This window comes from Hymenobacter translucens (genome assembly GCF_020685205.1).
Taxonomy (GTDB): domain Bacteria; phylum Bacteroidota; class Bacteroidia; order Cytophagales; family Hymenobacteraceae; genus Hymenobacter; species Hymenobacter translucens.
In genome coordinates this window covers 185,605-198,631 of sequence record NZ_JAJERB010000009.1, presented here as the reverse complement: position 1 = coordinate 198,631, position 13,027 = coordinate 185,605, and the positions used below count along the sequence as shown (strand labels likewise).

Below are 13,027 nucleotides of genomic sequence, written 5' to 3'. Positions count from 1 at the left end.
CTGCCGGATTCTGGGCGTCACCTCCTATCTTCACCAGCCAGTTGGTTGCCCGGGGGCTTTGCCGTACAGTTGTCTTCCGCGGCCCGTTTGCCGGCCTTTTCCCTCACCGTGAGAGTACCCGTAATTTTCCTTTCCGCATGTCCTTGCCCCCGGCGCTAAGAGCTGCCCTGCTGCCGCTCATGCTTCTGAGCTGGGCATTGGTGCTGACCAGCACGCTGCTGCGGCTAAATCAGCCGGCCGCGCCGACGGGCCTTGCTACGCCGCTGGCCGGGCTGCTGGCCCTGGCGGTATTTACCGCGGCCACGTTTGCCTACCAGCGCAGCCGCCCTGACCCACTTCGGGGCACTGACTTCGTGGGTTTGCTGCGCCGGCTGCTGCTGGGCCCCGGCCTGCTGGTGCTGGTGTGCGGAGTATGCTACCTGCTCGAGCGTTTCCTGGTTCAGGAGCGGCCCGGGTATGAGCAGCAGTTCTTTGCGGCTTCCTACACGCTGAACGCCGGCCTGTTTATCCTGCTGCTTACCTATTCCACCTACGCCTGGCGCTCTTTGGTGCTGTTTCGCTCGTCAAGCCAGCTGCGCACCCAGTGGCGGGCCTTCGAGGTGCTGCTGGCTTTGGTGCTGGTACGGCTGTTCGTTCCTACGTTCTCCCCGGTGGCCAACTTCATCACCCTGGGTTTGATTGCCCTTATCGGGGTGTACATGAGCGGCAACCAGCGCTGGGTGGCCTACCTGAACCGGCGGCAGAAGTGGGAAGTGCTGCTGCTCCAGCTCGGATTGCTGCTTTCCCTGATGGGCTTCTCCGCTTATTTCCTGCATGTCGGCTCGCGCCTGCAGGGCATCGTGCCGGTGCAGCAGCAGGACTTTATCCTGAATCTGACCTTGATGGCCACGTTCTTCTCGGGGATGGGCCTGCTGGTGACACTTTTCAACCTGCCCACGGCGGGGGTATTTGAGCAGAAGCGGGAAGAGATTCTGAGTCTGCAGCGCCTGACGCAGCTGATTCAGAAAGGCCAGAGCGAGCAGGAAGTATACACGATGCTTTTCGACGCGGCCGTGCAGACGGTATCCGCCGATGCCGCCTGGCTGGAAATCGACGACGAAACCCTGCCCCTGGAAAACCGCGCCTACAACGTGCGCCCGGAGCAAAGCACCCTTATCCGCAACCTGCTGGCCGAGTACAACCTCAGCCAGATTGAATACCTGAACAACGACCTGCCCAACAGCAGCGGCTTCCGCACCCTGGACCTGGGGTTCGGGTCGTTGCTGGTGATGCCGCTGCGCTCGGCCAAGCGGCAGTACGGCTCCCTGTACCTACTCAAGGAGCAGCGCCACGGCTTCGACCGCGAAAGCCTGAGCATTCTGCAAACCTTCACCAGCCAGACCGTGCTCAGTATCGAGAACCTGCAGCTGCTGGCCGCTTCCATCCAGAGCGAGCGGGTCAAGGAAGAGCTGAAGATTGCCTCCTCGGTGCAGGACAGCCTCATCCCCAAGGAGCTACCGACCGACAACTGGTTTGAAATCAGCTCCCACGCCCTGGCGGCCAAGGAAGTAGGCGGCGACTTCTACGACTTTCTGCACCTGCCCGGCCGGCGCCTCGCCATTCTGATTGGTGACGTGTCGGGCAAGGGGGTGACGGCGGCCTTCCACATGGCCCAGATGAAAGGGATTTTCCACGCCCTGATGCAGGAAAACCCCCTGGCCCGGGACGAGCGGGAGAAGTTTCCGGTACCCAGCAAGTTTATGGCCATGGCCAATCGCGCGCTGGTGCACTGCCTGGAGCGGTCCTCGTTCATCACGGCGGCCCTCTACATCATCGACTACGAGCACGGGGGCTTCGTTTTTGCCCGGGCCGGCCATTGCCACACGCTGTACTACCACTCCATCAAGGAGGAGGTGTCGTACTTCCGCACCGCGGGGCTGGGGCTGGGCATCATCCGCACCGACTCCTACGAGAAGCACATCAAAAACCAGTTCTACGACTACAACCCCGGCGACGTGATGGTGATTTACACCGACGGCATCGTGGAAGCGCGCGGGGCCAACCAGGAAGAATACGGGGAAGAGCGCCTGCAGCAGATGCTGGAGCGCACCTACTATCTCGAAGCCAGTGAAATCAAAGAGCAGATGCTGGCCGACCTAAATGAATTCAGCAAAGGCCAGCCCATGCACGACGACCAGACCCTGCTGGTTATTAAGTTCAAAGCGGCCCAACCCGAAACCTCCAACTGACGTACTGCCCACCTATGAAAGTAACTCAAACCTCAGATAATAACATTCTTACGTTAAGCCTTGACGGTGAACTGGATGCCAGCTCCGCCGTGCTGCTGGATACGGAGCTCAACAAGCCCGATGTGCTCCAGTACCAGAAAGTTCTTATCGACTGCCAGCGCCTGAACTACATTTCGTCGGCCGGCCTGGGCGTTTTTATTTCCCATCTGCAGCGGTTTCAGGACGCCGGCGTCAAGCTCGTGTTCTTCAACATGCAGGAGAAAGTGCACAACGTATTTGAGATTCTCGGGCTCGACACGCTCATGACCATCGTGCCGTCGCAGGCCGAGGCTACTGCTGTTTAACCGCCGTTAGGAAAAGCAGGGCATGAGAGACTCGCTCCGGATTAGCTGTAATCGCCACAACCTGAAGGTGGTGCGTGATTTCGTGACTAATTTTCTGGAAAAATACTCGCTGCTGGAGCTGCAGGTCAACCAGATTGTGCTGGCCGTTGACGAAGTAGTAGCCAACCTGATCATCCACGGAAACGCCGAAGACGATTCCAAGTTTCTGACGCTGCGCGTGAGCGTTATCGATGGGCTGTTCACGATTGAAATCGAAGACGACAGTCCTACCTCCTACTCCCCCGCTACCTACCGGGAGCCCGATCTGCAGGAGTTTATCCGGCAGGGCAAAAAAGGCGGGGTAGGCATGACGCTCGTCAACCGCATCATGGACCGGGTGGAATTCACCAACGACGACCACCACAACCTTTGCCGGCTTTCCAAAAAGATCGGCTGAGCTGAGCAGCACTCCTGTCAGAAGGCATCTCCTCCGGGGGATGCCTTTTTTGGCTTGAGAGCCGGGCTGGTGCTGATGGCGAGGCCGAAAAAAATCCGTAAAATTGCATCAGCCAGTCAACCGTTTTTTAGGCTTATCCGGGGCTGACTGCTCTGAAGTTTCTTATTCTCTGTATGCACAAACGCATTCTGTACGTCGGTACTGCCGCCGTAACCCTGCTGGCCGGATGCCAGACCACGAAACCTACTACTGCCGCCAAACAGCCCGTCATCGAAACCCTCGGCACCCGGGAGGTGCCCGCGGCGGAGTTTGCCTACGTGTACCGCAAAAACAACGGCACCGCCCCGGACTACGGCACCCGCAGCAGCGTGCAGGAGTACCTGGATCTGTACACCAACTTTAAGCTGAAGGTGCTCGAAGCCGAGCAGCGCGGCCTCGATACCACCCAGGCATTCAAGCGGGAGCTCGACGGCTACAAGCAGCAGCTGGCCCAGCCTTACCTCACGGAGAAAAGCGTAACCGACCAGCTTGTGCGTGAGGCCTACGACCGGATGGGCAAGGAAATCAGCGCGGCCCACGTGTTGATCCGCCTCGCCCCCGACGCCGACCCCAAAGACACGCTGGCGGCCTACCAGAAAGTAATGGCGTTGCGCCAGCGCGTGACGGGCGGGGAGGATTTCACCAAAGTTGCCAAGGAAGCCTCGGAAGACCCCTCGGCCCGGGAAAACGGCGGCAAGCTCGGCTATTTTACGGCCATGCAGATGGTGTACCCGTTTGAGTCGGCAGCCTATAAAACGCCCGTGGGGCAGGTTTCGCAGCCGGTCCGGACCCGCTTCGGCTACCACCTGATCAAGGTCAACGACGTGCGCACGGCCCAGGGCGAGATTAAAGTGGCTCACCTGATGATCCGGGCCACCCCCGGCATGCCCAAGGCTGACTCCGTGACGGCCAAAAAGAAAATCGACGAGCTGTACAGCCGCCTGCAGCGCAAGGAAAACTGGGACAAGCTCGTGGCCCAGTTCTCGGAAGACGCCGGCTCGGCCGCCAATGGCGGGGAGCTGCCCCCCTTCGGCACCGGCCGCATGATTCCCTCGTTCGAGGAAGTTGCCTTCAAGCTCCAGAATCCCGGCGACATTGCCGCCCCCGTGCAGACGCCCTACGGCTGGCACATCATCAAGCTGATTGAAAAGCAGCCCGTACCGAAGTTTGAAGACCTGGAGCCTTCCCTGAAAAGCAAGGTGGCCAAGGACTCCCGCTCGGAGCTCAACCGCGCCGCCTTCCTCAAGCGCATCCGCCAGGAAAATCAGTTCACCGAAAACAAAGCCGGCAAGGACTTCGCGTTCAGCAAAGCGGATACCTCGCTTGTAAACGGCCGCTTCAAGTACACGGCGCCGGCGGCTGCGGCGAAGGCCAGCAAAGCCACGGACGGCAACGCGACGCTGTTTACTATCAAAGGCAAGCCCTACCTGGTAAAGGACTTCCTGTCCTACGTGCAGCAAAACCAGCGGGCCCGGGCCGGCTCGGAGCCCCGCTACGCCATGCAGCTGCTCTACGACCAGTACGTGGACCAGAGCCTGACCGACTTCGAGAAAAGCAACCTCGAAACCAAGTACGAGGACTACCGCATGCTCGTGAAAGAGTACCGCGACGGTATTCTGTTGTTCCAGCTGATGGACGAGAAGGTATGGAGCAAAGCCATTGAAGACACCACCGGCCTGCAGAAGTTCTTCACCGAGAACCAGAGCAAGTACCAGTGGGACACCCGCGTGCAGGGCACCGTGGTCAGCGCCGCCTCGCCCCAGCTGCTTGCCCAGGCCCGCAAGTCGATGACGACCGGCCGCTACGCGCTCAAGGATGCTCCTTTGGTTGTTCCCTTCCGAACCGGCGCGGCCGAGGTATCAAACAAAGCCGGCTGGCTGAATATGGATAAGCTCGCCACCCGCATGAGCGCCGACACTACCCTGCTCGTTACGGTAACCGGCCGCGTGAAGCGGGGCGAAACGGCTACTCTGGCCAAGCGCCGCGCTGCCCTGGTTACCGACTACCTGACCCGGAAAGGCGTACCGGCCCGGCGCATCACCTCGGCTACCGCCGCTGCCCCGGCCGCCGAGAATACGGCCCTGGTAACGCTGAGCAGCACCAGCCCGACTGCCCTCGAAGAGCAGCTGAACGCCCAGAACCCGCTGTCGGTGCAGATTCAGCAGCGCATCTTCCAGAAGGGCGACAACAAGGTGATGGACGAGCTGCTGACCCGGGGCCCCGGCACCTACGAAGTGCAGAAGGATGGCCGCTACTACGCCATCACGATTGACAAAACTCTTCCTTCGGGTCCCAAAACCCTGAGCGAGGCCCGCGGCCAGGCTACTTCCGACTACCAGAATTATCTGGAAAAGCAGTGGATAGCCCAGCTACGCGAGAAGTATCCCGTGAAAGTAAACCAGGCCGAGCTCGACAAGCTGGTAACCAAGTAGCTTTCCTTTCGCTGATGAATCCGCAACGCCCCGGCCCCGCCGGGGCGTTTTGCTGACCGCCCGGCCCAACCCGGATGCAACTGCCGGCAGTCGGGCGGGCTCCTTAGGCTACGCCGGACTGTCGGGCCGGAAAAGCCGGCTTTTGCCGGTGCCAGGATTTATGTTGAAATTTGCGCGCGGCTTTGTGCGTTTCACCAGCTGTACGGACCGGGCACTGCTTCCTGTCGGGTCGAGACTTTCTTTGCTACCAATGATTCAATTGTTTTCAACGTCGGCCCGTCGGGCGCTGCTGAGCGTGGCCCTGCTGGCCGGTACCATCGTTTCTGGCTATGCTCAGCTGGGCATTGGCCGGCCGGTTGGCCGTCAGATTGTCGACGGCATCATCGTGAAGGTGGACAACCAGATTGTGCTCCGCTCGGACCTGGAAAACATCTACGCCCAGCAGCAGGCCCAGGCCGAAGGCCGCCCCCTGCCCCCCGACCTGCGCTGCCGCATCCTGCAGAGCATCGTGATGAACAAGCTGCTGCTGGCCAAGGCCGAAACCGACTCCGTGGTGGTGACCGACGAACAGGTGCGCGGGGAGCTGGACCGCCGCATGGCTTACTTCGTGCAGCAGATCGGCTCGGAGAAAAAGCTGGAAGAATACTACAACAAGCCTCTGAAGCAGCTCAAGGACGACCTGCGTCCCCAGGTACGGGAGCAGCTGATTCAGCAGAAGATGCAGCAGGAAATTGCCGGCCGGGTGACCGTTACGCCCCGGGAGGTGCGCCAGTACTTCAACCGCGTGCCCAAGGACAGCCTGCCGTACTTCTCGACCGAGGTGGAAGTAGGCCAGATCGTGAAGTTTGCCCAGGTGAACCCCCGCGCCAAGCAGGAAGCCCAGACCAAGCTCAACGAAATCCGGGCCCGCATCCAGGCCGGGGAAGACTTCGCCACCCTGGCCAAGCAGTATTCCCAGGACCCCGGCTCGGCCGTGGAAGGCGGCTACCTGGGCTTCTTTAAGCGCAAGGAACTGGTGCCCCAGTACGAAGCGGCCGCCCTGCGCCTGGAGCCGGGGCAGCTTTCCCCGGTGGTTGAGTCGCAGTTTGGCTTCCACCTTATCCAGCTGATTGAGCGGAAAGGCGAAACCTACAGTACCCGCCACATCCTGATCAAGCCCGAAACCGGCGGCAACGACGTAAACGAAGCCGCCAAGGAGCTCAGCAAAATCCGCAGGCGGATCATGCAGGACAGCATCTCGTTTACCAAAGCTGCCCGGGACCTGTCGGATGACAAGAACAGCGGTGCCAACGGCGGACTGCTGGCCAACCGGGAAGACGGCAGCTCCTACCTGCCCCTCGACAAGCTCGACCCGGCCATCTTCTTCACCATCGACACCATGAAAGTGGGCCACATCACGCCTCCCATGCCTTACCGTACCGACGACGGCAAGGAGGCCATGCGGATTCTGTGGCTGAAGTCCAATACCCCGCCCCACCAGGCCAACCTCAAGGACGACTACCAGAAGATTGCCGGAGCCGCCCTGAACGAGAAGAAAAACAAAGCACTGGACGAGTGGTTTCGTGAGAACCGCGGCAGCGTTTACATCGAGGCCGACCCCCAGTATGCCGACTGCAAGCTGCTGGACACGGTAAACTAATTTTTGAGGAGCTGGGAGCCCGGAGTTAGAAGCCAGGAGAGTATTGCTCCGGTGCCCTGACTTTTACCTCCTGACTCCTAGCTCCTATCTCCTAGCTTCTGATTTAATGCCTTTCTCCTCCGATAAAGAAGCCGCTGACGCGCTGGCCGCCTCCTTCAAGACCCTGCGCCAGGAAATCGGCAAGGTCATCGTGGGGCAGGACGAAGTCGTGCGCCTGGTACTGACGGCCGTTTTCTCCCAGGGCCACTGCCTGCTGGTAGGCGTACCCGGCCTGGCCAAGACGCTGCTGATTCACACCATTGCCGAGTCGCTGGATTTGTCGTTCAACCGCATTCAGTTCACGCCCGACCTGATGCCGTCCGACATCGTGGGCTCCGAGACGCTGACCCAGAGCCGGGAGTTTCAGTTTGTGCGCGGACCGGTGTTTGCCAACATTGTGCTGGCCGACGAAATCAACCGGACGCCACCGAAAACCCAGGCCGCCTTGCTCGAAAGCATGCAGGAATACTCCGTGACGGTAGCCGGCAAACGGTATCCGCTGGAGCGTCCTTTCTTTGTGCTGGCCACCCAGAACCCGATCGAGCAGGAAGGCACCTACCCCCTACCCGAGGCGCAGCTGGACCGTTTCATGTTCAACATCCAGCTGGGCTACCCCAGCTACCAGGAAGAGCTGAACATCGTGAAAGGCACCACGTCCGACAAACTGCAGAAGGTGGGCAAGATTCTGAACTCGGCTCAGATTCAGGAATTTCAGCAGCTGGTGCGCCGCGTACCCGTGGCCGACAACGTGGTGGAGTATGCCGTAAGCCTCGTGCACAAAACCCGCCCCAACACCGAGCGGGCACACGCCCGCGTAAGTCAGCTGCTGGAATGGGGCGCGGGACCCCGGGCTTCGCAGCACCTGATTGTGGGCGCCAAGTGCAATGCCCTGCTCAACGGCAAGTACTCGCCCGACATCGAGGACGTAAAGGCCGTAGCTCTGCCCATCCTGCGCCACCGCCTCGTCCGTAACTTCAAGGCCGAAGCCGAAGGCATTTCCGTTGAGCAGATCGTAAAAGACCTTTTGTAGGTCGGTTAGTGGGGTCTTGGATAGTAGGGTCCTGGTGTTTTACTCCGGACCTGTCGCAGACTGTGCGGAATAGCCGTCCATCCCAAGACCCTAAGCCCCCAACATCCAAGACCCCAAGACCCTAAGACCCCAACCACATGGAAGTTTCCGGCTACTACGAGCAGTTTAAGCGCAACGTCGACATTATCCTGGATGCCCTGCGGGCTGGCCTGGAGCTGCGCACGACGCCGCTCGAAACCGCGCTGCCCCTCGAAGTGTACGTGCTCTGCGAGGTGCTGAACCAGGGCGGTGACCGTTTTCGCCTCACTACCGACGGCTTGGCCCGCCTGGCCGAGTTCAGGGACCAGTACCTGCAGCACGAAACCGAGACGGAAGCTATCATGCGCCGCATCCTGGAAGACAAACGCTCCTACATGCGTACACCCGAAGGCCGCGTGCTGACCAAGGAAATGCTGATCCGCTGTTTGGAATTCTTCAATGAAACGGCCCGCCTCGTGAACGTGATGCGCATCCAGCAGGCCCTGGGCAGCCCCTACCAGCATCCTCACCCCCACCTCCAGGGCCTGGCTGTGGTTAAGAAATAAGCTATTAGCCACTAGCTGATAGCTATTAGCTTTCGGCCTGACAAAGCAGAAGCCTCTCAAACAGAAAAGCCGCCCTCGTCAACCAGGGCGGCTTTTTGTATTCAGCAAAAAAGCTAACAGCCATCAGCTAGCAGCTTAAAAGAATCAGCTCATGTGGCCGGCGGCGTCGGGGCGGATTTTGGTGTGGCCGTCTTTGGCATGTTCCAGGTTGAGCTCCCCGGCCGGCTCCTTTTTGAGGCTGCTCGGTACATCGTCGCCGTGGGGGCCCTTGGAGACGGTAGTGCCGCCATCCACGAAATACAGCGCCCCGGTTACGTAGCTGGCCTCGTCGGAAGCCAGGAATAAGTAGACGTTAGCTACCTCCTCGGGCGTGCCCCGCCGGCCCATGGGCGTACCCGATATCAACCCCTTCTCCATCTTGGCGTCCATCGGGCCGGTTTCCTTGTGGGTCCAGGCCGTGTCGATAGGGCCGGGGCACACGCAGTTGGCCCGCACGCCGTACTGGGCCTGCTCCACGGCGACGCCCCGCATGAACGAGTGAATAAAGCCTTTCGTGCCGCCGTAGGGCGTGTTCTGGGCAATGCCCATCCGGCCCGACTCGGAACCCGCTGAAACGATGTTGCCCCGCGTTTTCTGCAGGTAAGGCAGCGCCGCCCGGCTCATCATAAAGGCGGAGTAGATATTGTTCTTAATCATGTACTCGAAGGCTTCTACCGGGTACTCGTCCAGCGTGGCCGTGGCCGGGAAAACGCCCGCGTTGTTGACCAGCACGTCGAGCTGGCCGAAGTGCCTCACGGCCAGCTGTACGCAGGCTTCGGCGGTAGTCTGGTCGGAAATGTCGCCGGTGAAGGCCACGGCCTGCCTGCCGGCCGACAGGATCTCCTCGACCACGGCGTGTACCGGGTCCTCGGCAAAGCCACACACGACTATCTGTGCCCCTTCCTGGGCAAACTTCTTGCTGATGGCCTCGCCGATGCCGGCGCCCCCGCCAGTGACAATAGCTACTTTGCCTTCGAGTCTTCTTTTCATCTGCTGTAATTGTTTGGCACGCCTGCTCAGCGCGGCCGGGTTAGGATAGATTGAGTAAGCCGCTGTCCACCGGTGGGCAGCTTCTGGCTAAACGCTCCTGCCGCTGCCGGGTTACTTCCCACGTGCAACCCGGCACCCGGAATGCCGTCAGACGCGTAGGTACTGCTCCCGACCCTGTTGCTATGCTTTTTGGCGCCCCCGTCTACGCTCCGCCCCGGCAGCCGCTTTGCACGGCCCGCCTGCTGCTGCGTCCCTACTGCGAGGCCGACGAAGCCGTCTTCTTTAAGCTGCTAAGCGAAAACCGGGAGCGGCTTCAGCCCGCATTTCCCTCCCGGGTAGCGGCTGTACAGACGCCGGCGGATGCCCGCCGGGTGCTGGTGGGCTTCGATCAGGACTGGCGCACCGGCCGGCTCTACGTATTTGGTTTTTGGGAGCAGACCACCGGGCACTACCTGGGCGACATCAGCCTGAAGCCAACCTGGCAGGAGCCCGTCACGGCCGAAATCGGCTACTATCTGTCGCGGGAGGCGGAAGGCCACGGCTACGCCCGCGAGGCCCTGGCAGCCGCCGTCGAGTTCGGCTTCCGGGAGATACCCGGCGCGGCCCGCCTGCTGATCCGCTGCCGCTCCGACAACCCGCGCAGCTGCGCCGTAGCGGAAGCCTGTGGTTTTCGCCGGGCCAATGGCCGCACGCGGCGCTGGCCCGGCCGCAGCCAGCCGGAAATCTTCTACTATGCCCTGGCCCGCCCGCAGTAAGACGCCGGTTTGGCCCTGTTTCTACAGACAGCCTTTCCTTCTACTACAGCTGCCGGTACTGTACCTCAAAGGTTTCGATCTGTGCCTCGCTGCCCAATACCAGCAGCACGTCGCCCGGAGCGGGGCAATAATCCGCATCCGGGCTTACCAGCAGGGCCCCGCTTTGCTGACGCAGGGCAATGACGGTGGCGCCGGTGAGGGAGCGGACGTCCAGCTCCCGGATGCTGCGGCCCTGCAGGTCGCGCCGGAGCTGCTGGAAGCTCAGCTCCTCCAGGCGCAGCTTGCCGGCACTAAGCCCCGAAATCAAATCAATAAACCGGATTACCTCGGGGCGCACCACCAGATCGGCCATGTGGGAGCCCCCGATTTCATCGGGCATCACCACGGAATTGGCTCCGGCCGCAATCAGCTTGCGTTCCGAGGCTTTCAGCGAGGCGCGGGCAATGATATTGAGCCGCGGATTCAGGGCCCGGGCCGAGAGGGACACCGACATGTTATCCGAATCCTTGGGCAGGGCCGCAATGATGGCGGAAGCGCGGCCGATGCCGGCCTGCTCCATCACCGGATCCAGGGTGGCGTCGCCGAGCACGTAGAAGATCTTGCCGCCGGGCACCCCGTCGCCGTCAATGTCCGCCCCGTTCCGGCCCTCGGTCAGCTCCTTGATGAGCTGCTCGTTTTGCTCGATTACCACCACCCGCACGTTGTTGTGGAGCAGCTTCTGGTAGGCTTTGCGCCCGTTGCTGCCGAACCCGCAGATAATGACGTGGCCGCTGAAGCGCTTAATCTCCTGATCCGTCCGGTACATTTTGAAAATCTTTTGCAGCTCCCCGTCGAAAATGAAGGTCGTAATCACCGACACGAGGTAGGCAACGACCAGCAGGTTGTAGAGGATATAGAAGGAAGTGAAGATACGCCCGGCCTGGGACAGGGGCCGCAATACGTCGTAGCCGCCGCCCGCCACCGTAATCACCGACATATAAAAAGAGTCGGGCGCGTTGAACCGCTCGATGGTCATGAACCCGGTTATCCCGATGACAACGCTGGAGAGCGTGAGGGCAGCGGCGTATTTCAGCCGGTTGATCTGGGAGGGTCGCAAGGGCATCAGTCGGCGCGGCGCAGCGTAGTCAGCAGAAACTCCTGGTTGAAGTTTAGGTAGAGCGCAAAGGAAAAGTCGATGCTTTTGTTGCCCAGGTCGTAGAGCGGCTCGAAGCGCGTGGTCAGCGTGAGGGTTTTGTGCAGGTGGTAGTCGTGTAGCAGGCGCAGGATAATCAGCTCCCGCACCTGCTCCGTGTAGTTGGGGTCACTGACGGTGGCGGAGATGGACCGATACAGCCGCCCGCCCAGAGGAGAAATGTACCCATTACCCCGCCAGTACGCCAGCTGCAGGGAGGAAATCCGGGTATCCACGCCCGCGTTCAGGTAGAGTCCATTGCCTTTCTGATAGGGCAGCACGGAGGTAAAGGAGTAGTCGATAAACCGGGTCACGTAGCCGTCGGCGTGCACGGCGCGGAAAAACGTCGAGGGCAGCTGCTTACGCACCCGCAGGCCGGTAGCGAAGTTGAACAGCGTCTGCAGGGGCTTGTCGAGTGTGTCGATCTGCCCGCCGTTGTGGGAGGCCGTGAACTGAAACGGTACCCCTACCCGCCAGCCCGAGGAATCCTGGTGCACGGTGTACTCGGTGCTGAGTCCGCCTACTACTTCCTCCTGGAAGTTGCTGAACCGGTACTGCTGCCGCACCCAGTTCACCCAGGCATCCAGCTGCACGCGCCGGGTTTTGAGCTGGTACTGGGAGCCTTCCTCGAGCCGGTTGGTCATCACCCGCTCAAAGTCGAACATAGGCTCGATGTAGCCGTGGTGCAGGTGGCCCTGAATGTTGCCGAACAGCAGGCGGTGGGGGCCGTTCTGGTAGATGGCCGTAAACAGGGGCCGCACCTGCTGCAGGCGGGGCGTACCATAGTCTTTCCACAGAAACACCCCGGCTTCGAGGCGCAGGTTGGGGCTGGGAAAGTAAATCAGCCGCGGTGCCAGGTGGGCCCCGTAGTAGGTACGGCCGTCGTCAATCTTGTTGAAGTACTCGTTGTCCTTGTTGAAGAGGAAGCCCTCTACGCTCAGGCGCAGCTGCTGGTCGTACTCGGGTCGCACGTCCAGCGGCTGCAGAAACGCCTGGTTGTTGAGCTGGGCCTGACCCGGCAGGCTGCTGAAGAGAAAAAAAAGCAGGGCCCCGATTGCCAGTTTAAGTGGTTCGCGCTGGGTATCAGGGGCTAACTTTGACAAAATTTTTAGCATACAATCTTTACCCCTTTTTCAGCAAATTTTTTTAGCATTGCGGGAACGGAATATAGACTCCGGCGGTTTCGAATAGCCACCCGAAAGCAGGCTTCCCAGCCCGCAAGAAAGCCGGCCCAACACTTGTAAAAACGCCCTCAAAAGGCTACATTCACCAAACCTAAGCATTTATCCCTAACCCCTTTC

At 60.5% G+C, this 13,027-nt stretch carries 11 protein-coding genes; 8 read left to right on the top strand and 3 right to left on the bottom strand.

Features of this window, described 5'->3' with window-relative positions:
- Nucleotides 1–137: 137 nt before the first annotated feature.
- The 7 genes from LJY25_RS18375 (at nucleotide 138) to LJY25_RS18345 (ending at nucleotide 8,771) form a co-directional block, all read left to right on the top strand.
- Entirely contained in the window at nucleotides 138–2,228 is a 2,091-nt protein-coding gene (locus LJY25_RS18375; RefSeq protein WP_227609937.1) for a PP2C family protein-serine/threonine phosphatase, read from the top strand.
- Nucleotides 2,229–2,242: 14 nt separating this feature from the next.
- Complete coding sequence (locus LJY25_RS18370) at nucleotides 2,243–2,572, top strand: STAS domain-containing protein (protein ID WP_227609936.1); 330 nt, start codon at nucleotides 2,243–2,245, stop codon at nucleotides 2,570–2,572.
- A gap of 22 nt (nucleotides 2,573–2,594) precedes the next feature.
- Entirely contained in the window at nucleotides 2,595–3,008 is a 414-nt protein-coding gene (locus tag LJY25_RS18365) for an ATP-binding protein (protein WP_227609935.1), read from the top strand.
- Nucleotides 3,009–3,181: 173 nt separating this feature from the next.
- Entirely contained in the window at nucleotides 3,182–5,479 is a 2,298-nt protein-coding gene (locus LJY25_RS18360) for a peptidylprolyl isomerase (protein ID WP_227609934.1), read from the top strand.
- A gap of 250 nt (nucleotides 5,480–5,729) precedes the next feature.
- Nucleotides 5,730–7,118 carry a peptidylprolyl isomerase gene (locus tag LJY25_RS18355; RefSeq protein WP_227609933.1) on the top strand — a complete coding sequence of 463 codons (1,389 nt, stop codon included), beginning with the start codon at nucleotides 5,730–5,732 and terminating at the stop codon, nucleotides 7,116–7,118.
- Nucleotides 7,119–7,224: 106 nt separating this feature from the next.
- On the top strand, nucleotides 7,225–8,187 hold the full coding sequence (locus LJY25_RS18350; RefSeq protein ID WP_227609932.1) for an AAA family ATPase: 963 nt from the start codon (nucleotides 7,225–7,227) through the stop codon (nucleotides 8,185–8,187).
- 137 nt (nucleotides 8,188–8,324) lie between these two features.
- Complete coding sequence (locus LJY25_RS18345; RefSeq protein ID WP_227609931.1) at nucleotides 8,325–8,771, top strand: hypothetical protein; 447 nt, start codon at nucleotides 8,325–8,327, stop codon at nucleotides 8,769–8,771.
- A gap of 144 nt (nucleotides 8,772–8,915) precedes the next feature.
- Here LJY25_RS18345 and LJY25_RS18340 read toward each other — a convergent pair whose 3' ends face one another.
- Entirely contained in the window at nucleotides 8,916–9,800 is an 885-nt protein-coding gene (locus LJY25_RS18340) for an SDR family NAD(P)-dependent oxidoreductase (protein ID WP_227609930.1), read from the bottom strand.
- 182 nt (nucleotides 9,801–9,982) lie between these two features.
- Between LJY25_RS18340 and LJY25_RS18335 the strand changes: the two genes are divergently transcribed.
- Nucleotides 9,983–10,555 (top strand): GNAT family N-acetyltransferase, encoded by a 573-nt coding sequence (locus tag LJY25_RS18335; protein WP_227609929.1) that lies wholly within the window; start codon nucleotides 9,983–9,985, stop codon nucleotides 10,553–10,555.
- 43 nt (nucleotides 10,556–10,598) lie between these two features.
- Here LJY25_RS18335 and LJY25_RS18330 read toward each other — a convergent pair whose 3' ends face one another.
- Both LJY25_RS18330 and LJY25_RS18325 read right to left on the bottom strand, forming a co-directional pair.
- On the bottom strand, nucleotides 10,599–11,657 hold the full coding sequence (locus LJY25_RS18330; protein WP_227609928.1) for a potassium channel family protein: 1,059 nt from the start codon (nucleotides 11,655–11,657) through the stop codon (nucleotides 10,599–10,601).
- On the bottom strand, nucleotides 11,657–12,829 hold the full coding sequence (locus LJY25_RS18325; protein ID WP_227609927.1) for a hypothetical protein: 1,173 nt from the start codon (nucleotides 12,827–12,829) through the stop codon (nucleotides 11,657–11,659). The genes LJY25_RS18330 and LJY25_RS18325 overlap by 1 nt, the downstream gene beginning before the upstream one ends.
- Between the last annotated feature and the right edge of the window lie 198 nt (nucleotides 12,830–13,027).